Annotated in this window: 19 protein-coding genes; 13 read left to right on the top strand and 6 right to left on the bottom strand. The window is 72.6% G+C overall.

The annotated features are described in order from the left end of the window. The first annotated feature begins 20 nt into the window (after positions 1–20). Positions 21–1,271 (top strand): MFS transporter, encoded by a 1,251-nt coding sequence (locus ACZ619_RS00505; RefSeq protein ID WP_469592478.1) that lies wholly within the window; start codon positions 21–23, stop codon positions 1,269–1,271. Here ACZ619_RS00505 and ACZ619_RS00500 read toward each other — a convergent pair. Next, a complete protein-coding gene (locus ACZ619_RS00500; RefSeq protein ID WP_469592476.1) occupies positions 1,207–1,662 on the bottom strand; it encodes a universal stress protein in 456 nt (151 codons plus the stop codon). The two genes, ACZ619_RS00505 and ACZ619_RS00500, sit on opposite strands and share 65 nt — an antisense overlap. An 88-nt stretch (positions 1,663–1,750) precedes the next feature. On the opposite strand from ACZ619_RS00500, the gene lysX reads away from it, so the two are divergent. Both lysX and ACZ619_RS00490 read left to right on the top strand, forming a co-directional pair. Then, complete coding sequence (gene lysX, locus ACZ619_RS00495; RefSeq protein ID WP_469592474.1) at positions 1,751–5,023, top strand: bifunctional lysylphosphatidylglycerol synthetase/lysine--tRNA ligase LysX; 3,273 nt, start codon at positions 1,751–1,753, stop codon at positions 5,021–5,023. A 115-nt stretch (positions 5,024–5,138) separates the two neighbouring features. After that, positions 5,139–5,990 carry a polysaccharide deacetylase family protein gene (locus tag ACZ619_RS00490; RefSeq protein ID WP_469592472.1) on the top strand — a complete coding sequence of 284 codons (852 nt, stop codon included), beginning with the start codon at positions 5,139–5,141 and terminating at the stop codon, positions 5,988–5,990. A gap of 28 nt (positions 5,991–6,018) precedes the next feature. Here ACZ619_RS00490 and ACZ619_RS00485 read toward each other — a convergent pair whose 3' ends face one another. Continuing rightward, positions 6,019–6,693: a class F sortase gene (locus ACZ619_RS00485; RefSeq protein WP_469592470.1), complete on the bottom strand. Its 675-nt coding sequence runs from the start codon at positions 6,691–6,693 to the stop codon at positions 6,019–6,021. Positions 6,694–7,029: 336 nt separating this feature from the next. Here ACZ619_RS00485 and ACZ619_RS00480 point away from each other — a divergent pair, with 336 nt between their 5' ends. Beyond that, entirely contained in the window at positions 7,030–7,920 is an 891-nt protein-coding gene (locus ACZ619_RS00480; protein ID WP_469592469.1) for a hypothetical protein, read from the top strand. Between the two features lie 91 nt (positions 7,921–8,011). On the opposite strand, the gene ACZ619_RS00475 is transcribed toward ACZ619_RS00480, so the two are convergent. Then, positions 8,012–8,674, bottom strand: a complete 663-nt coding sequence (locus tag ACZ619_RS00475; protein WP_469592467.1) for a hypothetical protein — start codon at positions 8,672–8,674, stop codon at positions 8,012–8,014. 226 nt (positions 8,675–8,900) lie between these two features. After that, on the bottom strand, positions 8,901–9,665 hold the full coding sequence (locus ACZ619_RS00470) for a bestrophin-like domain (RefSeq protein WP_469592465.1): 765 nt from the start codon (positions 9,663–9,665) through the stop codon (positions 8,901–8,903). 93 nt (positions 9,666–9,758) lie between these two features. On the opposite strand from ACZ619_RS00470, the gene ACZ619_RS00465 reads away from it, so the two are divergent. From ACZ619_RS00465 to ACZ619_RS00450, 4 genes are all read left to right on the top strand, one after another. After that, positions 9,759–10,202 carry a hypothetical protein gene (locus tag ACZ619_RS00465; RefSeq protein ID WP_469592463.1) on the top strand — a complete coding sequence of 148 codons (444 nt, stop codon included), beginning with the start codon at positions 9,759–9,761 and terminating at the stop codon, positions 10,200–10,202. A 384-nt stretch (positions 10,203–10,586) separates the two neighbouring features. Further along, the gene (locus ACZ619_RS00460; protein ID WP_469592462.1) at positions 10,587–11,552 is read left to right on the top strand and encodes an SCO0930 family lipoprotein; all 966 of its coding nucleotides are present in this window, start codon (positions 10,587–10,589) and stop codon (positions 11,550–11,552) included. A 375-nt stretch (positions 11,553–11,927) separates the two neighbouring features. Continuing rightward, positions 11,928–12,740, top strand: coding sequence for an SAM-dependent methyltransferase (locus ACZ619_RS00455; protein WP_469592460.1), 813 nt, complete (start codon positions 11,928–11,930; stop codon positions 12,738–12,740). Then, a complete protein-coding gene (locus ACZ619_RS00450) occupies positions 12,737–14,881 on the top strand; it encodes a putative bifunctional diguanylate cyclase/phosphodiesterase (RefSeq protein WP_469592458.1) in 2,145 nt (714 codons plus the stop codon). The genes ACZ619_RS00455 and ACZ619_RS00450 overlap by 4 nt, the downstream gene beginning before the upstream one ends. A gap of 171 nt (positions 14,882–15,052) precedes the next feature. Here ACZ619_RS00450 and ACZ619_RS00445 read toward each other — a convergent pair whose 3' ends face one another. Continuing rightward, on the bottom strand, positions 15,053–15,937 hold the full coding sequence (locus ACZ619_RS00445; RefSeq protein ID WP_469592456.1) for a LysR family transcriptional regulator: 885 nt from the start codon (positions 15,935–15,937) through the stop codon (positions 15,053–15,055). 119 nt (positions 15,938–16,056) lie between these two features. On the opposite strand from ACZ619_RS00445, the gene ACZ619_RS00440 reads away from it, so the two are divergent. The 5 genes from ACZ619_RS00440 (at position 16,057) to ACZ619_RS00420 (ending at position 21,403) form a co-directional block, all read left to right on the top strand. Next, positions 16,057–16,728: a succinate dehydrogenase gene (locus tag ACZ619_RS00440; protein WP_469593242.1), complete on the top strand. Its 672-nt coding sequence runs from the start codon at positions 16,057–16,059 to the stop codon at positions 16,726–16,728. 1 nt (position 16,729) lies between these two features. Further along, positions 16,730–18,676: a fumarate reductase/succinate dehydrogenase flavoprotein subunit gene (locus tag ACZ619_RS00435; protein ID WP_469592454.1), complete on the top strand. Its 1,947-nt coding sequence runs from the start codon at positions 16,730–16,732 to the stop codon at positions 18,674–18,676. Beyond that, a complete protein-coding gene (locus tag ACZ619_RS00430) occupies positions 18,673–19,422 on the top strand; it encodes a succinate dehydrogenase/fumarate reductase iron-sulfur subunit (RefSeq protein ID WP_469592453.1) in 750 nt (249 codons plus the stop codon). Before ACZ619_RS00435 ends, ACZ619_RS00430 begins: the two co-directional genes overlap by 4 nt. A 344-nt stretch (positions 19,423–19,766) precedes the next feature. After that, positions 19,767–20,540 (top strand): GNAT family N-acetyltransferase, encoded by a 774-nt coding sequence (locus tag ACZ619_RS00425; protein WP_469592451.1) that lies wholly within the window; start codon positions 19,767–19,769, stop codon positions 20,538–20,540. Next, the gene (locus ACZ619_RS00420) at positions 20,540–21,403 is read left to right on the top strand and encodes a lysophospholipid acyltransferase family protein (RefSeq protein ID WP_469592449.1); all 864 of its coding nucleotides are present in this window, start codon (positions 20,540–20,542) and stop codon (positions 21,401–21,403) included. The genes ACZ619_RS00425 and ACZ619_RS00420 overlap by 1 nt, the downstream gene beginning before the upstream one ends. Here the strand turns inward: ACZ619_RS00420 and ACZ619_RS00415 are convergent. Next, on the bottom strand, positions 21,358–22,737 hold the full coding sequence (locus ACZ619_RS00415) for a DUF3500 domain-containing protein (protein WP_469592447.1): 1,380 nt from the start codon (positions 22,735–22,737) through the stop codon (positions 21,358–21,360). The two genes, ACZ619_RS00420 and ACZ619_RS00415, sit on opposite strands and share 46 nt — an antisense overlap. Positions 22,738–22,750: the final 13 nt, after the last annotated feature.

The following is a 22,750-nucleotide window of genomic DNA, read 5'->3' as shown; positions in this document are numbered from 1 at the left end:
GGGCCAACGGGAGGTTGTGCATGGGGCGGCGGTTCGGGTGGCTGTGGGCCGCCTGCTCGGTGAGTGCGCTGGGCACCTACCTGGCCTTCGACGCGTTCTCCGTGATCGCGGTCATCGCGCTGCACGCCGACTCCGCCGAGGTGGCGCTGCTGGCCGCGACCGGACCCGCCGTGGGCGCCGTCGCGGCGGTGCCGCTCGGGCCGTGGGTGGAGTTCCGGCGCAAACGGCCGGTGATGATCGGGGCCGACCTGTTCCGGTTCGCCGCGCTGCTCACCGTCCCCGTCGCCTACGCGCTCGGCGGCCTCGGCCTCGGCCAGCTGCTGCTCGTCTCGGTCGTGGTGGCGGCCGCCGACATCACCTTCAACGCGGCCTCCGGCGCCTTCCTCAAGTCGCTCGTCCCGGCCGACGCACTGCTCGGCGCCAACGCCCGGTTCGAGTCCACCAACTGGACCGCCCTCGTCCTCGGACCACCCCTCGGCGGCGCCCTGATCGGCGTGTTCGGGCCGGTCACCACGGTCGTGGCGAACGCCGTCAGCTTCCTGCTGTCGGCCCTCGGCCTCCGCGCCGTCGGCGGCGGCGAACCCCGCCCCGTGCGGGCGGGCGCGGACCGCCTGCGCGCCGCCGACCTGCTCGACGGCTGGCGGCACATCCTCTCCAGCCCGGCCCTGCGCCCGCTGTTCTTCAACAGCCTCGCGAGCAACGCCCTGATCATGGTCGCCACCCCGCCGCTCGCCGTCCTCATGCTCGGACGGCTCGGCTTCACCCCCTGGCAGTACGGCCTGGCCTTCGCCGTGCCCTGCCTCGGCGGCCTCCTCGGCTCCCGGCTGGCCCGCCCGCTGGTCGCCCGCCACGGACGCCGGCGGGTGCTGCGCGCCGCCGGCACCCTGCGCGCCGTCTGGCCCGTGGGACTGGCCTTCGTCGGACCCGGGCTGCCCGGACTGCTGCTGGTGATGGCCGTCGAGTTCGGCGTGATCACCAGCTCCGGCGTCTACAACCCGGTGTTCGCCACCCGCCGCCTGGAGTGCACCCCGGACGACCGGGTCACCCGCACCCTGTCCGCCTGGTCGATCACCGGCAAGGCCGCCACGGCCGCCCTGACCGCCCTGTGGGGCCTGGTGGCCACCCTCGCCGGCCCCCGCGCCGCCATCGCCCTGGCCGGCCTCCTGCTGCTGGCGACCCCGGCACTGCTGAGGGAGCCCCGGGAGGTCACGGCACCACCGTCACCGGCCACCGCCCTGCCTTCACCAGACGGATCGCCACCGAGCCGATGATCCGGTGCCCGGCCTGCTCGGAGGCGCCCACCACCACCGCGTCCGCCTTCAGCTCGTCGGCGGCCCTCACCAGCCCGTTGTAGGGGTCGCCGCGGAAGGTGTGGAACTCCCAGCGCACCTCGAATATCCCCTTGAGCCGCTCGGCCGCGTCCCTGATCTCCTTGATCAGGTCCTCCGCGATCTCGTCGGTGGCCTCCGTCACCGGCGCCCCGAGCGCCGCCCCGGCCGCCAGCACCGGCTGCACGTAGACCACGGCCAGCAGCGCGTGCTGCCGCCGGGCCAGCCCACCGGCGTAGGACGCCGCCCGCCATGAGGAGTCCGAACCGTCCACGCCGACGACGATGACCTTGGGACCGTCCGTGCCCCGCTCGAACCGGTGTTGTTCCGCCACGGTGCGAGGCTATCGGAATCCACAGGTCCGGTCAGTGCCCGGGACCGCTCGACGGGCGAGCCGGGCGGGCCGTTCCTACAGTCGGAACATGAGTGCCGCCGTGGAGCCCGCCCCGGCGAAGCAGACGGCGGGCCCGACGCGCCCGCCCGGCGGCGGGCGGCTGACCTGGGTGCCGGAGGCCTTCGGGACCTTCTTCGGCGCCCTCGCCCTGCTGTGCGCCCTGCTCTCCTTCATCGCCCCGCTGCGCGTCCTGCTCCACCCGGTCGTGCGCTTCCTCGACGCCGTCGTGGTGCCCGTCAGCCCCAACCTCGCCTACGCGGTCTTCCTCTTCCTGCTCGGCGGCGCCACCGCCGCCCGCAAGAAGGTCGCCTGGTGGCTGGTGGTGGTCTACCTCGGCCTCCTGGCGCTGACCGACGTCCTGACGATCGCCTTCGCCTTCGACTGGTACTCGTTCAGCTCACTGCTGGTCTGCGGACTCGCCCTGGCCCTGCTCGTCGTGGCCCGCCGCGAGTTCTACGCCGCCTCCCGCCGGGCCGCCCTGCGCCGCGCCCTCGCCGTGCTGCTGGCCGGCCTGGTGGTGGCGATCCTGGTCGGCTGGGGCCTGGTCTCCCTGTTCCCCGGCTCGCTCCCGCAGAGCCAGCACCTCGCCTGGGCAGCCGACCGGGTCTGCGGCGGCCTGGTCTCCGGGTACAACTACGCCGGCCGGCCGCCCCGCTTCGTCGCCTTCCTCCTCGGCCTCTTCGGCGCCCTCGCCCTGCTCAACGCCGCCGCCACCCTGTTCCGCTCACAGCGCCTGGAAGCGGCCCTGCACGGCGACGACGAGGCCCGCGTCCGCGCCCTCCTGAAGGCCTACGGCGACCGGGACTCGCTCGGCTACTTCGCCACCCGGCGCGACAAGGCCGTGGTCTTCTCGCCCAGCGGCAAGGCCGCCGTCACCTACCGGGTCGAGGCCGGCGTCTGCCTGGCCAGCGGTGACCCCGTCGGTGACCCCGAGGCCTGGCCGCACGCCGTCGCCGGCTGGCTGGACACGGCCCGCCGGCACGCCTGGGTGCCCGCCGTGATGGGCGCCTCCGAGGACGGCGCCAAGGCCTACGTCCGGTCCGGCCTCGGCGCCCTGCAACTCGGCGACGAGGCGATCCTGCACGTCGCCGGCTTCGACCTCGGCGGCCGCGACATGCGCGTCACCCGGCAGGCCGTCAACCGCGTCCGGCGCACCGGCGCCACCACCCGCATCCGCCGCCACGCCACCCTCACCGAGACCGAGATGGAGGAGGTCGTCGACAAGGCCGACGCCTGGCGCGACACCGAGACCGAGCGTGGCTTCTCGATGGCCCTGGACCGGCTCGGCGACCCCGCCGACGGCGACTGCCTCCTCGTCGAGGCCCTCGCCGAGGACGGCCGGCTGCTCGCCCTGCTCTCCTTCGTGCCCTGGGGCGGCGACGGCGTCTCCCTCGACCTGATGCGCCGCGACCGCGCGGCCCCCAACGGGGTCATGGAGTTCATGGTCGCCGACCTGTGCGCCGCCGCCCCCAGACTGGGTGTCCGCCGCGTCTCGCTGAACTTCGCCGTCTTCCGCTCGGTCTTCGAGGAGGGCGCCCGCATCGGCGCCGGACCGGTGCTGCGCCTGTGGCGCCGCCTGCTGCTGTTCTTCTCCCGCTGGTGGCAGCTGGAGGCCCTGTACCGCTCCAACGCCAAGTACCACCCCGAGTGGTACCCGCGCTTCCTCTGCTACGCCGACGCCGGCTCCCTCGCCCGCATCGGCCTCGCCTCCGGGATCGCCGAGGGGTTCGTCTCCGTACCGTCCCTGCGCAAGCTCTGGGGAAAGGGGCACCCGAGGGCCGGGCCGCGCCCCGTCGAGGGGCCGCCGTCCCGGCCGGTGCCCGGGCCCGGCGGAGAGGACGCGGCCGGGCCCGGCGCGCCGGACGCCGGGCTGCCCGACCAGTTCCGGGTGCGCCGCCGCAAGCTCGACCGGCTGCGCGCGGCCGGTACCGACCCCTACCCGGTGGCCCCGGGCGAGCCGCTCCGTGCCCTCGCGGACCTGCGCGACGGCGAGACGGCCACCGTCGCCGGGCGGATCATGCTGGTCCGCGACTTCGGGGGCATCGTCTTCGCCGTCCTGCGCGACTGGTCCGGCGACCACCAGCTCGCCCTCACCCGCGACGGGTCCGGCCCGGCCCTCGACCGGTTCACCGCCGACACCGACATCGGCGACCAGATCACCGCCACCGGCCGGGCCGGCCGCACCGACCGGGGCGAACCGACCCTCTTCGTCACCGACTGGCGGCTCACCGCCAAGTGCCTGCGCCCGCTGCCCGACAAGCACCGGGGCCTCGCCGACCCCGAGGCGAAGGTCCGCCGCCGCTATCTCGACCTCGCCACCAGCCCCGCCGCCCGCGCCGTCGTCCGGGTCCGCTCCACCGCCGTCCAGGCCGTGCGCCAGGGCCTGCTCGACCGCGGCTACCTGGAGGTCGAGACCCCGATGCTCCAGCAGATCCACGGCGGCGCCAACGCCCGCCCCTTCACCACCCACATCAACGCCTACGACCTCGACCTGTACCTGCGCATCGCCCCCGAGCTCTACCTCAAGCGCCTGTGCGTCGGCGGCCTGGAGAAGGTCTTCGAACTCGGCCGCACCTTCCGCAACGAAGGCGTCTCCCACAAGCACAACCCCGAGTTCACGATGCTGGAGGCCTACCAGGCGTACGCCGACTACGACGTGATGCTCGACCTCGCCCGCGAACTGATCCAGTCCGCCGCCACCGCGGCCTTCGGCGCGCCGGTGGCCCGCAGGGACGGGCAGGAGTACGACATCTCGGGCCCCTGGCCGGTCCGCACCGTGTACGGGGCGATCTCCGAGGTGCTGGGGGAGGAGATCGGCCCCGGCACCGAACTGCTGCGCCTGCACCGGCACTGCGACCGCGTCGGCGTGCCGTACACCGCCGACGACGGACCGGGGGACGTCGTCCTGGAGATGTACGAACGGCTGGTCGAGGAGCGGACCCGGCTGCCCACCTTCTACAAGGACTTCCCGACCGACGTCTCCCCGCTCACCCGGCAGCACCGCACCGACCCGAGGCTCGCCGAGCGCTGGGACCTGGTCGCCTTCGGCACCGAACTGGGCACCGCCTACTCGGAGTTGACCGACCCGCTCGAACAGCGCCGCCGGCTCACCGCCCAGTCGCTGCTCGCGGCCGGCGGGGACCCCGAGGCGATGGAGCTCGACGAGGACTTCCTCGACGCCCTGGAGTACGCGATGCCGCCCGCCGGCGGGCTCGGCCTCGGTGTCGACCGGCTGGTCATGTTCCTCACCGGCCTGACGATCCGTGAGACGCTGCCGTTCCCGCTGGTGCGCCGCCGCTGACGAGAGCCGCCGGGGGCGCCCGAAACCTCCCGGCTCTGGGCCGTGCGGGTGTTTTCCGGCCGCCGCACCGGTGTCGATGCGGTGCGCCGGTGCCCGGCCGGGCGACTGATGGGTCATGCAGAAGGATCAGATGTTCACCCGGCGCCGGCTGCTGCTCGCCGGCGCCGCCGCTCTGGGCGCCGCGGGCACCGCGGGAGCCATCGTGGCCGGCGCCGGCCAGGACGCGGCGGGCGGCGCCGCGGCGGGCGGCCCCGCCGTCCCGGCCGCCGGACCGCAGGCCCGCCCGGCGCTCAAGTCCTCCAGCTTCCGGCTCCGGCCGCTCACCGGCTACGGCCCGCCGCCCGACGTCCCGCGCAAGCTCAAGGTCCGCAAGGAACCGATCCTGGAGATCTCCGGGAAGGGCAGGCGGATGATGCTCACCTTCGACGACGGACCCAACCCGAACTACACCCCGCACATCCTGGACACCCTCGCCAAGTACGACGTGCGCGCCATGTTCTTCCTGTGCGGGGAGTGCATCGTGGAGAACCGGGAACTGGTGGCGCGGATGGCCGAGGAGGGCCATGTCGTGGGCAACCACACCTGGACGCACCCGCTGCTGACCACCCTGGACCGCAGCGAGATCCGGGACGAGATGGAGAGCACCAGCGATGCCATCGAGGACACCTACGGCCTGCGCCCCCAGTGGTTCCGCGCTCCCTACGGCGCCTGGAACCGGGCCGCGTTCCAGCTCGGCGCCAAGATGGGCATGGAGCCGATGGCCTGGACCGTCGACAGCACCGACTGGACGACCCCGGGCACCCGCACCATCGTCGACATCGTCGAGAACGGCGCCGCCCCCGGTGTCGTGGTGCTCTCCCACGACGCCGGGGGCGACCGCTCGCAGAGCGTCGAGGCGCTGCGCGAGTACCTGCCCTACCTGCTGGACAACGGCTACCGCCTGACCGTGCCGCGCCGCCGCACGTGAACGGGCCCGCGCCCGCCCGGTGGTGGTCTCAGCGGACCTCGACCAGGCGGGCGAAGACCACCACGTTGCCGTCGTAGCCGTTCTGCTTGGAGAAACCGCCGCCGCAGGTGATGACCCGCAGCTCCGGGGTGCCCTTGGAACCGTAGACCCGGTCGCCCGGGAAGCTCGCCTTCGCGAAGACCTCGATCCCGTAGATCTCGAAGACGGCGGTCTTCGCGTCCTTGCGGACGACCTCGATGCGGTTCCCCTTCTTCAGGGAGCCGAGACCGTAGAACACCGCCGGGCCCTTGGTGTTGTCGACATGGCCGACGACGACGGAGGTGCCCTTCTCGCCGGGCGAGACGCCGCCGGTGAACCACCCGGCCAGGTTGGGGTCGTCCGGCGGCGGTGGCGCGATCCAGCCGTCCGTGTCCAGGCCCACCGGCATCACGGGAGCGTCGACCCGGATCGCCGGGATCCTGATCCGGTCGGCCGCCGAGAACGGCAGCGCGTCGGGCGCCGTGGCGAAGGTGCCCGGGACCGTGCTGCGGCTGTCCGGGGCGGCGGCCGAGGCGGGCTGCGGCGGGCCGACGTCGAACTCTCCCGAGCCGTTGCGGATGAGCGCCAGACCGGTCAGCAGAACAAGCGCTATCACGCCCCAGGGGGCACGCTTCCTCCGTCGCTCCTCCTCTTCGGCCAGCTCGAAAAGTTCGGACGCAGACATTCGCCATCCCCTCTCGACGCGGTCGCCGCCGCGTCCGTATCGCGCATGGGGAAACGCTAAGTCCCGCGCACCCGGGCGGCGACGGGGCGACCGGCGAACGGGTGGCCCGCACTCGGCGCGGTGCGCCATCCGAGTTGCCGTTCCCAGGTTTTTTCTGACGGTCCGTGACCTGCGGCAATATCCGATTGTGTGCTTTTCATTCGGCGTGTCCGCTCACCAGGACGGACCATTCTCGAAATGCGGGCGTGTTCAAGGCATCTGAGGGTCTGATCGGGAGGTGCTTTCTCGCCGATTCGACCGGGGACCGTTCCCGGGGCGCCTTCCGCGGAGGAAGAGATGCGAAACTCACGTGCCCTGGCGGCCGCGTGCACAGTGGTCGCCGTTCTCGGGGCCGCCGCCCCCATGGCCGTCGCCGACGGCATGGGCAACGGCGGCGGCCCTGCCAACACCCAGGCCCCGGTCGTCGGTGGCGTGGGCGTCGCCCCCGGAACAGGCGTGGCCCCCGGCGTCGGGGTCGCGCCCGGGGTCGGCGTCGCTCCCGGAGTGGGGGTCGCCCCGGGCGTCGTGGTCCCCGGCTTCGGCGTGGGCGGGATCGGCGGCGACGGGCGTTTCAACAACAACAACGGCGGCGGACGGGGCGGGGACGGCTTCGGCGGACGCGGCAACGACGGGCTCGGCGGACGGGGCAACGACGACTTCGGCGGCGGCCGGGGCGACAACGGCCGCGGTGACAACGGCCGCGGTGACAACGGGATCGGCGACGAGTTCGGCGACCGCGGTGACGACGGACGCTTCGACGACTTCGGCGGCGGCCGCGGCGACGGCCGGGGCGACGGCGTGCGCAACATCGTCGCCCAGCCCAGAGCCATCGCGAGCGGTGCCCGGCTGACCGTCACCGTCGGCGGCTGCCGCGGCGGCGTCATGAGCTCCCGCGCCTTCCGTACGACGGAACTGTCGCCCTTCGGAGGCAACAGCGCGCGCGGCGTCGCGACCATCGACCGGGACGCCCGCCCCGGCCCCTACGACCTCACCGTCCGCTGCGACGGCCGGACCCTGACCCGGCCGAACGCGTTCGCCGTACTCGGCGGCGTGCGCGGCGGGCTCGGCGGCAGCACCTCCAGCGGGGCCACCCCGACCGACATGGCGATCGGCGGCGGCCTGGTGGGCGCGTCCGTGCTGGCCGGCTGCGGGTTCTGGCTGCGCCGCCGCCACGAGAAGCGGATCTGACCCCGGCGCCGAGGCCCGCACGGCCTCGGCGGACCCGTCGCCCCGGTCCCGTACGGAACCGGGGCGACGGCCCTGTCCGTCCGGGGTCCGCTCAGGCGCCGTCCCGCCCGGCCTGTCTGCGCGAGAGGCGGTACGCCGTGCCGACCGTGCCGAGGACGAGCGCCGTGCCGAGACCGATCTCTCCCAGGTCGAACCCGGCGACGCTGCCGCCCGCACCGGCCTGGACGCCGTGTCCGGGCGGGAGCGGCTGTGGATTGAGGTCCTCGCGGCCGCCGGACCCGCCGTCCGTGCTCCCACCGCTCAGGTCGTCGCCGCGCCCGCTGGAGTTCCCGTCGGCGCGGCCGACGCCGGAGTTGCCGTCGGTCCGGCCGGCGGAGACGGCCTCCGAGATGTTCAGATCGGTCGACGCGCTCGCCCCGTCGCAGTTGAACGTCACCCGGTACGAGGTCCGGGTCCGCACGTCCCGGTCGATCGTGGCCGTCACCGAGTCCCGCCCCTGCGGGATCCGGACGGTGTCGAACACGCCCGAGGTCACCGTCGCCTCGCCCCGGCAGCCGCCGTCGCGGTTCAGGTGCAGGGTGACCCGGCCGCCCGCCGTGACGGTGGTCGGCGAGACCTGGAAGCCGAAGGGCGTGCCGTCGCGGCCGCCGTCACGGCCCCCGTCGCCGCCGTCGCTGGAGAGGGCGGCCGGGACGGAGAGGGCGAGGGCGCCGACGCCCAGCAGTGCGGCCGATGCGACACGTATCGCGCGCATGTGGTTCCTCCGGTCCCCGAGGAGCGGCTGCGGACCTGTTCCGCCTGCGCCGGAAATGCACCCCGGTGATCGGAACGCTAGGAACGTCCGCGCGGCCGCGCGAACGCAGTAGCGCGAACGGGGGAGTGTGCTGGGCCGTCCGGAGGACATCGCCGCTGCGTCCGGGGGACACCGCCGGTGTGGCGCGGTGTCCCCCGGGGCGGCGGGGCCACGCCCCGCGCGCGGTCTATCCGCCGAGGTGCGGGAAGAGCGCCAGGAAAGGCTGGGACGTCGCGGTGATGCCCCGGCTGTAGGGCTCGTCGAAGTCCCAGATCAGGAACAGCATGAAGGTGATCGTCGCGCAGAACAGGGCCGCCAGGACCAGCTCGCGCCGGGTGCGCCTGATCTGCAGGGCGAAGACCATCCCGATGGTGATGGCGGCCCCGGCCAGCAGTCCGGCCCACACCACGTCCGGCATCGTGGCCCCGGTCGAGTCGGCGCGGGCGCTGCGCGACTGGTCGAGCGCGGCGACCTGGTCCACCAGCGGCTGGTAGGCCTGCGCCTCGAAGTCGCTCTTCGGCTGGTAGTCGGTGACGTCCTGACGGATCGTCGCGAGCAGAGCGGCCCCCTGCGGGGTGAGACGGCCCTTGTCGGCCATCACCTTCCACTCCTTCCCGACGACCTGGGTGACATAGGCGTCGACGTCCCCCCGGATCCGGTCGCGGACGTCGGGCGGGTACACCCGGACCCGCTCATAGATCTCGTGCAGCGCCTGCGCCTCCGACTGCACATGGTCCTGGGCGGCGCTGCGGGCCTCCCACACGCCGGCCACCGCCAGTCCGAGGACGATGGCGTAGATGACGCCGATCCACATGGTCATGTACTCGATGACGTCCGGCGTCTCGGAGGGATCCTCGTCCTCCGGCGCTCTCTTGTCCCGCAGGAGGGTGATGACGACCACCACGGCACAGGCCGCGAGGGTCGCGAGGACGAGAACAAGCCAATCCGGCAACGGAAGCCTCCAGAAGATGAGTGGGCCGGCCGTCAGCGCGCACGGAACGCGGCGACGGCGATGATCGCGGGTACGGCGATGAGCAGGACGTAGGTGACCGGGGAGGTGTGGTTCGGGGCCACCGAGCCGGTCGACCGGACGTGGTACGGCGGATACGTCACCGGGGTCGGCGTCGGTTTCGGGGTGGGCGTCGGGGTCGGCGTGGGCTTCGGCCGGGGCTTCGGGGCCGGGGGCGGGGTGGGCGTGGGCGTCGGCTTCGCGACCGGTGCCCGCCTCGGCGGCGGTGGCGCCGGTTCGGGCGGCGGCGGAGTGGGCCTGGGGGTGGGTGTCGGCGTCGGCTTCGGGGTGGGTCTGGGCGTGGGCTTCGGAGGCGGCGGGGGCGGGGGCGGAGTGGGTGTCGGTGTGGGCGTGGGGCAGGGCGGCGGCGGGGGCGCCGGGCACGGCGGAACGGGCCGGGGGCCGCCCACGGCGGCCACCGCCTGGACATCGCCGGCGACGGCCACCGCCTGGACGCCGTCGGGCCCCGCGGAGGCGTAGGCGCAGACGTCGGCCGAGGCCGTGCCGACCGGGCAGCCCACCAGGGTCCACACCAACGTCACCAGGGCCAACACCCTTGAGGCGGGCGCGAGTCGGGTCGCATCGGGTGCATGCACGACGAAGATCATGAGGCGTCGGACGCCGTCGCGCGCCGGAGTACGGGGGGATTGGCCCGAACGGGGTACATGCGGCGTAAACCGGTTTGAATCAGACGGTCTGGCGATTGGCTCGAACTGTACGTTCGTGCGGGGCGCGGTCCGGGGCCACAGCCTCCCGAAAGAATTTCGTGCGCCCGTTGAACACTTCGGCCCCCGGCGTCCGTACCTGGTGTCGTGCGGCGGCGCAGAGGCGCTGCAATATCCAGGCGATTATGGGGAGTTGACGATGAAGACCTCGTGGAGGAGCGCCTCGCTGGTGGCCACGGCCGCGGGGGTGATGGTGTTCGCGACGGCGTGCGGTCAGGACAACGCGACCACTCCGTCCTCGGCGGCCCAGAACGTCGGTGCCACGGCACCGGCCGGCATCGGCAGCATCACCAGTCCCACCGCCAGCTCCGGCGCGGGCAACGGCTACGGCGCCGACGGCAACCAGGCCTCCAGCTCCCCGGCCGCGGTCCAGCCGGCCGGCAAGCTGACCGTCGCCAGCAACCCCGACCTGGGCAATGTGCTGACCGACGGCAGCGGCCTGACCCTCTACCGGTTCGACACCGACACCGCCAATCCCCCCAAGTCCAACTGCGACGGCGACTGCGCCACCACCTGGCCGCCGGTCCCCGCCGACGACGCCACCGCCGGCGCGGGTATCGACAAGGCCCTGCTCGGCGAGGTCACCCGCACCGACGGCACCAAGCAGCTGACCGTCGGAGGCTGGCCGGTCTACCGCTACGCCAAGGACGTCAACGCCGGTGACGTCAACGGCCAGGGCGTGGGCGGCAAGTGGTTCGCGCTGGCCCCCGACGGCAAGAAGGCCACCCTGGCCGACCTGCCCGGGCTCTCCGTCCGCAAGGACGCCAAGCTCGGCGACATCGTCGTCGACAAGAACGGCCGGACGGTCTACCGCTTCATCAAGGACAAGGCGTGGCCCAAGTCCGTCTCGAACTGCACCGGCGCCTGCCTGGAGAAGTGGCCGGCGGTCGCCGAGGTCGACGCCAGCGACACCAAGGGCGTGGAGAAGAAGGGCCTGATGGGCTTCACCCGCTCCGACAACGGCCAGAAGCAGATGACCGTCGACTGCTGGCCGATCTACACCTTCTCCGGTGACGCGAAGGCCGGGGACACCAACGGCCAGGGCGTCGGCGGCACGTGGTACGCCGTCTCGCCCGAAGGAAAGCTGGTCGGCGCGCCGAGCTGAAAGGGATCACCTCCCCAGGGTTGATCGCCCCGCCCAAGTCCACATTCGCGTATCGCGGAAGGGAGGGCAGAGGTCAGCGAGAGTTCCGGACGAAGACACAACACAACGGCGCACGACCGCCCGCCCCCTCCACACCGCACGGAGGGGGCGGGCTCTTGGCATTCCGCCGCCACCGCGCCGCCACCAGGCCGCCGCGGCGCGGGAAACGGCGAACGGCCCGCACCCGGCGCACTGCCCGAACGCCCCCAAATCGAACGGTCGGTTCCGGGCCGGTGACCAGGAACGGACGGTCAATTTCCGTTTCGGCTCGCCCTGTTCGCAGGCGATCAGTAGCCTCAGCTCGAACACCGGATCGCCTCAGCCTTGGAGAGATACATGGAGCGTCCCGCCTGGGCCCCACGCAGCATCGACATCTCGGTGCCGAGCGTTTCGCGTATCTACGACTTCTACCTGGGCGGTTCGCACAATTTCGAGGTCGACCGGGAGGCGGCCCGCAAGGCGATGGCACACCTGCCCGGCCTGCCGAAGATCATGCAGGCGAACCGTGCCTTCATGCGGCGGGCCGTCCGCTACGCCGCGGGCGCGGGCATCGACCAGTTCCTGGACATCGGCTCCGGCATCCCCACCTTCGGGAACGTCCACGAGGTGGCCCAGACGGCACACCCCGGCGCGCGCGTGGTCTACGTCGACCACGACCCCGTGGCCGTGGCGCACAGCAACGCCGTACTGGAGGGCAACGAGGACGCGGACGTGGTCGCCGCCGACCTCCGCAAGCCCCAGGAGATCCTGTCGAGCCCTCAGGTGAGCCGTCTCATCGACCTGAATCGGCCAGTGGCGCTGCTTCTCGTTGCCATACTTCACTTCGTGGAAGACGCGGACGACCCGTACGAGGCGGTGACACAGCTGCGCGACGCACTCGCGCCCGGCAGCCTGCTCGTCCTCACCCATGCCTCCTACGAGGGGATCCCGCTCCCGGCAGAGCGGGCCGAGGGCGCGGTGGACGTGTACAAGGACATCCGCAACCCGCTGATCATGCGTTCGCGCGAGGAGATCGCGCGGTTCTTCGAGGGGTACGACATGGTGGAACCCGGACTGGTGCCGATGCCGCACTGGCGGCCGGAGTCGGCGCCGGAGGACGAGGATCCGTATGCCTTCTCCGGATTCGCCGGCGTGGGGATCGCGGCGTGATCGCGGAGCCGGACGGCCCGGAGGACAGACTGCGCCGGTTCGCGACGATCTGGAGCCGGGCCGTGTTCCCGGTGACCTCGACGTCCCTGACCCGCCCGGAGTTCGAGGAACAGCTCCTCCCGCTGGCCCGTCGGCTGAGCGAGGTCCTGCTGGCGCACGGCTTCGACGCCGACGAGGCCCGGCAGGCCGGCGCCGCCCTGATCGACGCGCACTGCACCGACCCCGAGGCGCTCACCCGCACCCTGGACTGCGTCGACGCCTACCTGGTGCTCTACTGCGGCGAGGACGGCCCCCAGGACGAGCTGCGGATGCGCTGCTCGCGGATCCAGCACGCGATGGCCGCCGGGTTCGCCCAGGCGCTGCGTGAGCGCACCCTGGCCGAGCAGGAGGCCATCGCCCAGGCCGCGTTGCGCGCCCAGGGCGTGGTCGCCGAGGCGCTGCACGCCAGCGAGGCCCGCTTCCGCGCCGTCTTCGAGGGCGCGGCGATAGGGATCGGCATCGCCGACCTGGAGGGCAACGTCCTCCAGGTGAACGGCGCGCTGCTGCGCATGTTCGGCGGCTCCGAGCAGATGCTGCGCGGCCGCAAGGTCATGGAGTGGACGCACCCCGAGGACGCGCCCCAGACCTGGCGGCTCTACGAGGAGCTGGTGCGCGGCGACCGCGAGCACTACCACGTCGAAAAGGCGTTCAACCGCTCCGACGGAACCGTCCTGTGGACCAACCTGACCGTCTCCCTGCTCCGGGACGCGGACGGCGCGCCGCAGTACCAGCTGGCCCTCATGGAGGACACCACCGAGCGGCGGCTGCTCAACCTCCGGCTGCGCTACGAGGCCACCCACGACGCGCTCACCGGCCTGCCCAACCGCACGCTGTTCTTCGAGCGTCTGGAGAAGGCCCTCTCGGCGGGCGAGGGCCAGCGCTTCGGCCTGTGCTACCTCGACCTGGACGGCTTCAAGACCATCAACGACAGCCTCGGCCACTCGGCCGGCGACCGGCTGCTGGTGGAGGTCGCCGACCGGCTCCAGTCCTGCGCCACCGCGCCCGGCGAGATGGTCGCCCGGCTGGGCGGCGACGAGTTCGTGGCGCTGACCACCGGACGGGCCACCCAGCGCGAGGTCGACGACCTGGCCGACCGCATCATGAACGCCCTCGTCACCCCGATCAGCATCGACGGCCGCGAACTCATGGTCCGCGGCTCCATCGGCATCGTCGAGGGCCCGGCCGGCGAGCGCACCCCGGCCGAGGTGCTGCGCAGCGCCGACATCACGATGTACCGGGCCAAGTCCGCGGGCGGCAACCGCTCCGAGCTGGCCGACCCGGAGGCCGACGCCCGCGCCATCACCCGGCACGGCCTGACCACCGCGCTGCCCGCGGCGCTGGACCGGGGCGAGTTCTTCATCGAGTACCAGCCGCTGGTCCACCTCGGCGACGGCAGTGTCCGCGGCGCCGAGGCCCTGGTCCGCTGGCTGCACCCGCAGCACGGCGTCCTCGGCCCCGACCGGTTCATCCCGCTCGCCGAACACACCGGGCTCATCGTCCCGCTGGGCCGCTGGGTCCTGGAGGAGTCGATCCGCCAGGCCCGCGAGTGGCGGGAGCGCTACGGCGACGACACCGGCGCGGACCCGCTGCGGATCAACGTCAACCTGTCCCCGTGCCAGCTCACCCATCCCGGTCTGGTCCAGGACACCGTGGAGATCCTGGAGCGGACCGGGGTGACCCCCGAGGCACTCTGCCTGGAGGTCACCGAGTCGGCGCTCATCGGCGCCGACGACGACCTCCTCAAGCCGCTGCGGCGCCTCGCGGAGATGGGCGTCGACATCGCCCTGGACGACTTCGGCACCGGCTACTCGAACCTCGCCAACCTCCGCAGGCTGCCGGTGAGCATCCTCAAGCTGGACCGCTCCTTCACCCAGAGCATGCAGCAGTTCCCGGCGGACCCGGTCGACCTCAAGATCGTGGAAGGGATCGTCTCCCTCGCCCACAGCCTCGACCTCGCGGTCACGGTGGAGGGCGTGGAGACGGGCGCCCAGGCCGAGCAGCTCCGCATACTGGGCTGCGACACGGCCCAGGGCTGGTACTACGCCCGTCCGGGCCCGCCGGAGAGGCTCCACGACCTCGCCTTGGTGGACGCGACCGGCTGAGCGTCCCGAAGGGGCGCGGGGCGGTGCCGACCTACGGCTCCGCCGCGTGGGCGCGACCGGCCACGCACACCCCCCGCGCCCCGCACGGCGATCCACCACGACGGCGCGACCGGGCACGCACCTTCCCGCGCCCCGTACGGCGATCCACCACGACGGCGCGACCGGGCACGGTCATCTCTCCAACAGCATCCGCTGCAACTCCCGCGCGGCCCGCGGCGGAGCCACGTCACTCCGGTGCGCCAGCGCGATCGTCCGGTGCAGCCCCGGCTTGGCCAGCGGCGTCACCCGCAGCCCCCGCCCCGACCGCGCCGCCACCATCCGCGGCACCACGGCCACCCCGAGCCCCGCCCGCACGAACCCCAGCACCGCGTCCATCTCGCCCCCCTCCACCGCGAAACCCGGCTCGAACCCGGCCGAGCGGCACGCGGCGACGGTCAGCTCCCGCAGGTCGTACCCGTGCCGGAACATCACCAGCCGCTCGCCCTCCAGATCGGCGATCCGCACCCCGCCCCGCCCCTGCCCGGGCACCGTCGCCTCCGGTGAGGACACCACCACCAGGTCCTCCCGCAGCAGCTCCACCGTGGTCAGCGCGGGCGACCCCGGCGGCAGCGGCAGCACGACCAGCGCCAGGTCGAGCGCCCCGCGCGCCAGCTCCCGTACGAGATCGTGCGAGCCGCTCTCCTCGATCAGCAGCTGGATGCCCGGATAGCGGTCGTGGAAGGCCCGCAGCACGTCCGGCAGCAGCCCCGTGCACAGACTCGGCGTCGCCCCCAGCCGCACCCGGCCACCGCGCAGCTGCACCAGCTCCTGCACCTCGTGCCGGGCCGTGTCCGCGTCCGCCAGGATCCGCCGGGCCAGCGGCAGCAGCGCCTCGCCCGCGTCGGTGAGCGTGATGTTCCCGCGGGCCCGCAGGAACAGATCCGCCCCCAGCTCCCGCTCCAGCGCCCTGATCTGCTGGGACAGCGACGGCTGGGCGACGTGCACCAGCTCGGCGGCCCGGGTGAAGTGCCGGGTCTCCGCCACGGCCACGAAGTACTGGAGCTGCTGGAACTGCATGGGGACACGATAGTCCCTGACTATCGAATCAAGCCGGACCATGTCTTGGACCGATGGGGCCGTTCGGCCCTACCGTCATCGGCATGGCTCTGGCAACGCGGACGGACCGACGGCCGTCCATGGCACGCACGATGTGGGACAGCTCCGTCGGCAAGAAGACGGTGATGGCCGTCAGCGGCCTGATCATGCTGCTCTACCTGGTGGTGCACATGATCGGCAACCTGAAGATCTACTTCGGGGCCGGCGAGTTCAACCACTACGCCCACTGGCTGCGCACCATCGGCGAACCGTTCATGCACTACGAGTGGACGCTCTGGCTCGTCCGGATCGTCCTGGTCGTCGCCGTGGTCGCGCACGCGACCTCCGCCTACCAGCTCAGCCGCCGCGACATCAGGGCCCGCCCCACCAAGTACGTGCACAGCAGGGCCCGGGCCGGTTACGCGACCCGGACCATGCGCTGGGGCGGGATCATCCTCGGCCTCTTCATCGTCTGGCACATCCTCGACCTGACCACCGGGACCGTGCACTCCGGCGGCTTCCAGGAGGGCCACCCGTACCAGAACGTCGTGGACACCTTCTCCACCTGGTACGGCAACGTGATCTACATCGTCGCGATGCTCGCGCTCGGCCTGCACGTCCGGCACGGCTTCTGGAGCGCCGCCCAGACCCTCGGCGTCGGCAGCCGCACCCGCGACCGCGCTCTCAAGACCGTCGCGAACGTCCTCGCGCTGCTGCTCACGGCCGGTTTCATCGCCGTCCCCGTGGGCGTCATGACCGGAGTGGTGAGCTGACATGACCTACACCGAATACGTCACCGGTGAGCCCGTCGCCGACGGCAGGGCGCCCGCCGGCCCCATCGCCGAACGCTGGGACACCCGCCGCTTCGAGGCGAAGCTGGTCAACCCCGCCAACCGGCGCAAGCACACGGTGATCGTCGTCGGCACCGGCCTGGCCGGCGGCTCGGCCGGCGCCACCCTCGCCGAACAGGGCTACCACGTCGTCCAGTTCTGCTACCAGGACTCCCCGCGCCGCGCCCACTCCATCGCCGCCCAGGGCGGCATCAACGCGGCGAAGAACTACCGCAACGACGGCGACTCCGTCCACCGGCTGTTCTACGACACCGTCAAGGGCGGCGACTTCCGGGCCCGGGAGTCCAACGTCCACCGGCTCGCGCAGATCTCCGTCGAGATCATCGACCAGTGCGTGGCCCAGGGCGTGCCGTTCGCCCGCGAGTACGGCGGTCTGCTCGACACCCGGTCCTTCGGCGGCGTCCAGGTGTCCCGGACCTTCTACGCCCGCGGCCAGACGGGACAGCAGCTGCTCCTCGGCGCCTACCAGGCGCTGAGCCGGCAGATCGCCGCCGGGAACGTGGAGATGCACCCGCGCACCGAGATGCTGGACGTGATCGTCGTCGACGGACGGGCCCGCGGGATCGTCGCCCGGGACCTGGTCACCGGGAAGATCGACACGTACTTCGCCGACGCCGTCGTCCTGGCGAGCGGTGGTTACGGCAACGTCTTCTACCTGTCGACGAACGCCATGAACTCCAACGCCACCGCCGTCTGGCGGGCACATCGGCGCGGTGCCCACTTCGCCAACCCGTGCTTCACCCAGATCCACCCCACCTGCATCCCGCGCACCGGCGACCACCAGTCCAAGCTCACCCTGATGAGCGAGTCGCTGCGCAACGACGGACGGATCTGGGTGCCCAGGGCCAAGGGCGACACCCGGCCCGCCGACCGGATCCCCGAGGACGAGCGCGACTACTACCTGGAGCGCATCTACCCGTCCTTCGGCAACCTGGTCCCGCGCGACATCGCCTCCCGCGCCGCGAAGAACGTCTGCGACGAGGGCAGGGGAGTGGGCCCCGGCGGGCAGGGCGTCTACCTCGACTTCGCCGACGCCATCGCCCGGCTGGGGCGCAAAGCCGTCGAGGCCAAGTACGGCAACCTCTTCGACATGTACCAGCGGATCACCGACGAGGATCCGTACGAGGTGCCGATGCGGATCTACCCCGCCGTGCACTACACGATGGGCGGACTGTGGGTCGACTACGACCTCCAGACCACCGTGCCCGGCCTGTTCGCGATCGGCGAGGCCAACTTCTCCGACCACGGCGCCAACCGCCTGGGCGCGTCCGCACTGATGCAGGGCCTGGCCGACGGCTACTTCGTCCTCCCGGCCACCATCAACGACTACCTCGCCCGCCACCCCCACCAGGAGGCGGTGACGGCCGGACACCCCGTCGTCGAGGAGGTGCTGGCCGAGACGGAGGACCGGCTGAACCTGCTGCTGGCCGTCGACGGCGACCGCACGCCCGACTCCTTCCACCGCGAACTCGGCGAGCTGATGTGGGAGTTCTGCGGCATGGCACGGACCGACGCCGGGCTGCGCAAGGCGCTCGAACGCATCCCGCAGATCCGCGAGGAGTTCTGGCGCCGCATCAAGGTGCCGGGCACCGGCGAGGAGTTCAACCAGTCCCTGGAGAAGGCGAACCGCGTCGTCGACTACCTGGAGCTGGCCGAGCTGATGTGCCTCGACGCGCTGCACCGCGCCGAGTCCTGCGGCGGCCACTTCCGCGAGGAGTCCCAGACCCCGGACGGCGAAGCGGCCCGCAGGGACGACGAGTTCGGCTACGCGGCCGCCTGGGAGTTCACCGGCACCGGCGAGGCTCCGACCCTGCACAAGGAAGACCTGGTCTTCGAGTACGTCCACCCCACCCAGCGGAGCTACGCATGAAGCTCACCCTGCGCGTCTGGCGGCAGAAGAACGCCGACGCCGACGGCGCGATGTCCACGTACGAGGTGGACGGCGTCTCCTCGGACATGTCGTTCCTGGAGATGCTCGACACCCTCAACGAGGAGCTGATCCTCAAGGGCGAGGACCCGGTCGCCTTCGACCACGACTGCCGCGAGGGGATCTGCGGCGCGTGCTCCCTGGTGATCAACGGGGACGCGCACGGACCCGAGCGGACGACGACCTGCCAGCTGCACATGCGGTCCTTCGAGGACGGCGACACGATCGACGTCGAACCGTGGCGGGCGTCCGCGTTCCCGGTGATCAAGGACCTGGTGGTCGACCGGTCCGCGTTCGACCGGATCATCCAGGCCGGCGGGTACATCACCGCGCCGACCGGGGCCGCGCCGGAGGCGCACGCCACGGCGGTGCCGAAGGCCGACGCCGACTTCGCGTTCGAGCACGCGGAGTGCATCGGGTGCGGGGCGTGCGTGGCGGCCTGCCCGAACGGGGCGGCGATGCTGTTCGCCTCCGCCAAGGTCAACCATCTGAACGTGCTGCCGCAGGGGGCGCCCGAGCGGGAGACGCGGGTGCTGGACATGGTGGGGCAGATGGACGCGGAGGGGTTCGGCGGGTGCACGCTGGCCGGGGAGTGCGCGACGGCCTGCCCGAAGGGGATTCCGCTGGTGTCGATCACGAGCATGAACCGGGAGTGGCTGCGGGCCGCCCGGAAGGCGGGGAAGCGGTAGCCCGCCGTTGCGGAGCGCGGGTGCGTGGGGGCTGGTCGCGCGGTTCCCCGCGCCCCCGACGGGGCGCTCCAGCCCGGGGCGCCGGGAAGTGAAAGTCGTTCGCCGACCTGTGCGGACGGGCGGGGCCGGTGTGGTGCTCACCGGCCCCGTCTCGCGTTTCCGTACGGCCGTGGGGTCACGGTAGCGTTACCCCAGGGCTTCCCTGAGTGACCGGAAGAGGCCCGCCCCCCGGCATTCAGCAGTCGCACATCCACGGGTCCCGCGCATGTCACGCCGAGTCCAGCCTGCCACGGAAGAAAGCAGGTGCAGATTTCCTCAGCTTCCGCTCGGCGCAGGAGACCTCCATGACCGCCATGCCCGCCTCACCCCCCGCTCTCGCCGCCCCGCCCGGTGACTCCGGCTATCTGGTGCAGCTCGCCCGTGACGAGGACGACGTCCGGGCCGCACAGCGGCTGCGCCACCAGGTGTTCGCCGGGGAGATGGGCGCCCGGCTCGACGGGCCGGAGCCGGGTCTCGACGCGGACGCCTTCGACGCGTACTGCGACCACCTGCTCATCCGCGAGGCCCTCACCGGCGAGGTCGTCGGCACCTACCGGCTGCTGCCCCCGGAGCGCGCCGCGGCCGCCGGCCGCCTCTACTCCGAGGGCGAGTTCGACCTCGGCACGCTCGCCCCGATCCGCTCCGGCCTGGTCGAGGTCGGCCGCTCCTGTGTGCACCCCGCCCACCGCGACGGCGCCGTCATCGGTCTCATCTGGGCCGGGATAGCCCGGTACATGGTCGACCGCGGCCACGAGTGGCTGGCCGGCTGCTGCTCCGTCCCGCTCGCCGACGGCGGCGCCCTCGCCGCCGCCACCTGGGACCGGGTCCGGGCCAAGCACCTCGCCCCGGAGGAGTTCCGGGTCCGGCCCCTGAACCCCTGGGTGCCCGCCGGACCCGCCCCCGAGGGCCGCGCCGAACTGCCCGCCCTGCTGCGCGGCTACCTCCGGCTCGGCGCCTGGGTGTGCGGGGAGCCCGCGCACGACCGGGACTTCGGGGTCGCCGACATGTACGTGCTGCTGTCGATGCGCCGGGTCAACGCCCGCTATCTGCGGCACTTCCTCTCGCTCGTCCCGGCGTGATGAGCGTCTGGCTGCCCAGCGCGCCCTGCACCCCGGGGGCGTGCGTGGAGCGCGCGGGGACCCTCACGGCCGTCCCGCGGGCCGTGCTGCGCTTCACCGCGGTCGTGTTCCTGATGCTGGTCGCGATCTCGCTGGTCCCGCTCGGCGGGAGGATCCCCGCCGGGTGGGTGCGGCGGTTCTGCCGGCTGCTCGTGCGGGCCGCCGGGGTCCGGGTCCGGATCACCGGCGGCGCGCCGGGCACCGGTGGTGTGCTGCTGGTCGCCAACCACATCTCCTGGCTGGACATTCCGCTGCTGGCCGCCGTACGGCCCGCGCGGATGCTCGCCAAGAAGGAGATCCGCCGGTGGCCGGTGGCCGGCGCGCTGGTGGCCGGCGCGGGGGTGCTCTTCATCGACCGGGACCGGCTGCGCGCCCTGCCGGACACGGTCGGCCGGATCGCCGGGGCGCTGCGGGAGGGCGCCGCCGTGGTCGCCTTCCCCGAGGGCAGCACCTGGTGCGGCCGGGCCCAGGGCCGCTTCCACCGGGCCGTGTTCCAGGCCGCGCTGGACGCCGGAGTCCCCGTGCAGCCGGTGCGGCTGCGCTACCGGCAGGAGGGCGGGACGGCCAGCACCGTGCCCGCCTACGTCGGCGAGGACACGCTGCTGGCCTCCCTGTGGCGAGTGGTGACGGCCCGCGGTCTGGTGGCCGAGGTGGAGGTACGGCCGCTGATAGCGCCCGGCAGCCACCCGGACCGCCGTGCCCTCGCCCGCGCCGCCCAGCCGGTGACCCACGAGCCGGCGTGGACGCACGCGGCTCTGGTGAGCCCCGGGCGGGGCTCTCAGTGGTCGGTCTCCAAGTGGAGCTTGAGCAGGTCGACGCCGTAGTCGCCGCCGTTGGGCGTGCGGATGACGGTGTGGATGTGCTGCTGGGTCGGCGTGCCGCCCGGACCGCCCATCCCGCCGCCGCCCGGCTGGCCGGTGGGCATACCGCCGGTGGGCTGCCCGGTCATCTCCCCGGTGGGCTGCCCCGAGGGCTGGCCGCCGCCGGTGCCGGTCTCGGTGCCGTAGGCGAGCGGGGACTGGGCGTCGTACTCGATGAGGACGACGGGGCTGTGCACCCGGTAGTAGAAGGCCGAGGTGTCCTTGGTCTTGCCGAGCCAGTAGAAGTACGTCTCGTCCAGGTGCTTCTCCACCTCCGTCATCCTCACCTCGGCGTGGCCGGCGTCCATGTAACCGACGTACACGCGGACCAGGTCCAGGAGCTTGTCCCGCTGGGCCGAGGTGAGTTCGGAGCCGGGCAGGCCCTGGTAGGCGAGCTTCAGGTTGTCGGCGCCCGCGCCCGCCTTCATGTCCGTGCCGGACTTGCCCACCCCGGAGTCGATCACCTTGGCGCGCTGGGCCGAGGTGAGGGAGCGGATCAGGGTGAGCCCGGCCCTGGTCTCCGGCTTGAACAGGGTGATCTTCTCGCCCTCGTAGGTGGCCGAGGTGGGCTCGGAGCCCATGAAGGTCGGGGTCATCACGACCTGGTCGCCGAGCACGAAGTAGTTGATCGCGACGTGGTGGCCCTCGTACTGGAAGCCCCACGGCTTGCCGGTCGACGGGGTGCCCATGAAGGTGAAGAAGTAGGCGCCCTCGGTGAGGGTGTCCCGGCCGCCGCCGTTGTAGTCGCCCAGGAACTGGTTGAGCTTCATGATGTTCCGGGTCTGGGTGAGCCCCTTCGCGGACAGCGCGGCACCGAGCAGCGCGAAGCCCAGCTCCCGCTTCGCGTCCGTGATGTCGCCCATCCGGACGCCCTCGCGCTCGTAGCCGTCGACGTTGCTCCAGGCCAGCCACTCGTCGTCGGCCACGTCGAAGGTGCAGGACTTGCGCTCCTTCTGGCTGAGCCCGTCCAGGAACGCCTGCGCCGCCTTGACGACCTTGTCCGTGGAGACGTCGGTGGAGTGCACCGAGTACAGGTCCTCGACGACCTTGCCGTCCGTGGTGAGGCCGACGAAGTCCTTGTACTTGACCTCGCTCTGGCCGGGGCCCATACCGCCGGGGCCGCCCGAGGGCATGCCGCCGCCGGGGGCGCCGGAGGACGAGCCGGAGGCGTTCGAGGTGCCGCCGGAGCAGCCGGTCATGGTCGCCATGGCGGCGACACCGCCGGTGAGCAACGCCTTGTTCATGAACCAGCGGCGGCTGCGCTCGGCTTCGGGGGTGCGGGGGTGGTGTCCGTGCATGCGCCCCAACCTC

Source organism: Streptomyces sp. NPDC104367 (assembly GCF_055583825.1).
This window is presented reverse-complemented; position numbering and strand designations above follow the sequence as displayed.

What these genes read in the sequence shown, in the direction of transcription:
- ACZ619_RS00505 (WP_469592478.1), top strand. Translation starts at nt 21, where the DNA reads ATGGGGCGGCGGTTCGGGTGGCTGTGGGCCGCCTGCTCGGTGAGTGCG.
- lysX (WP_469592474.1), top strand. Translation starts at nt 1,751, where the DNA reads ATGAGTGCCGCCGTGGAGCCCGCCCCGGCGAAGCAGACGGCGGGCCCG.
- ACZ619_RS00490 (WP_469592472.1), top strand. Translation starts at nt 5,139, where the DNA reads ATGCAGAAGGATCAGATGTTCACCCGGCGCCGGCTGCTGCTCGCCGGC.
- ACZ619_RS00485 (WP_469592470.1), bottom strand. Translation starts at nt 6,693, where the DNA reads ATGTCTGCGTCCGAACTTTTCGAGCTGGCCGAAGAGGAGGAGCGACGG.
- ACZ619_RS00480 (WP_469592469.1), top strand. Translation starts at nt 7,030, where the DNA reads ATGCGAAACTCACGTGCCCTGGCGGCCGCGTGCACAGTGGTCGCCGTT.
- ACZ619_RS00475 (WP_469592467.1), bottom strand. Translation starts at nt 8,674, where the DNA reads ATGCGCGCGATACGTGTCGCATCGGCCGCACTGCTGGGCGTCGGCGCC.
- ACZ619_RS00460 (WP_469592462.1), top strand. Translation starts at nt 10,587, where the DNA reads ATGAAGACCTCGTGGAGGAGCGCCTCGCTGGTGGCCACGGCCGCGGGG.
- ACZ619_RS00455 (WP_469592460.1), top strand. Translation starts at nt 11,928, where the DNA reads ATGGAGCGTCCCGCCTGGGCCCCACGCAGCATCGACATCTCGGTGCCG.
- ACZ619_RS00445 (WP_469592456.1), bottom strand. Translation starts at nt 15,937, where the DNA reads ATGCAGTTCCAGCAGCTCCAGTACTTCGTGGCCGTGGCGGAGACCCGG.
- ACZ619_RS00440 (WP_469593242.1), top strand. Translation starts at nt 16,057, where the DNA reads ATGGCACGCACGATGTGGGACAGCTCCGTCGGCAAGAAGACGGTGATG.
- ACZ619_RS00435 (WP_469592454.1), top strand. Translation starts at nt 16,730, where the DNA reads ATGACCTACACCGAATACGTCACCGGTGAGCCCGTCGCCGACGGCAGG.
- ACZ619_RS00430 (WP_469592453.1), top strand. Translation starts at nt 18,673, where the DNA reads ATGAAGCTCACCCTGCGCGTCTGGCGGCAGAAGAACGCCGACGCCGAC.
- ACZ619_RS00425 (WP_469592451.1), top strand. Translation starts at nt 19,767, where the DNA reads ATGACCGCCATGCCCGCCTCACCCCCCGCTCTCGCCGCCCCGCCCGGT.
- ACZ619_RS00420 (WP_469592449.1), top strand. Translation starts at nt 20,540, where the DNA reads ATGAGCGTCTGGCTGCCCAGCGCGCCCTGCACCCCGGGGGCGTGCGTG.
- ACZ619_RS00415 (WP_469592447.1), bottom strand. Translation starts at nt 22,737, where the DNA reads ATGCACGGACACCACCCCCGCACCCCCGAAGCCGAGCGCAGCCGCCGC.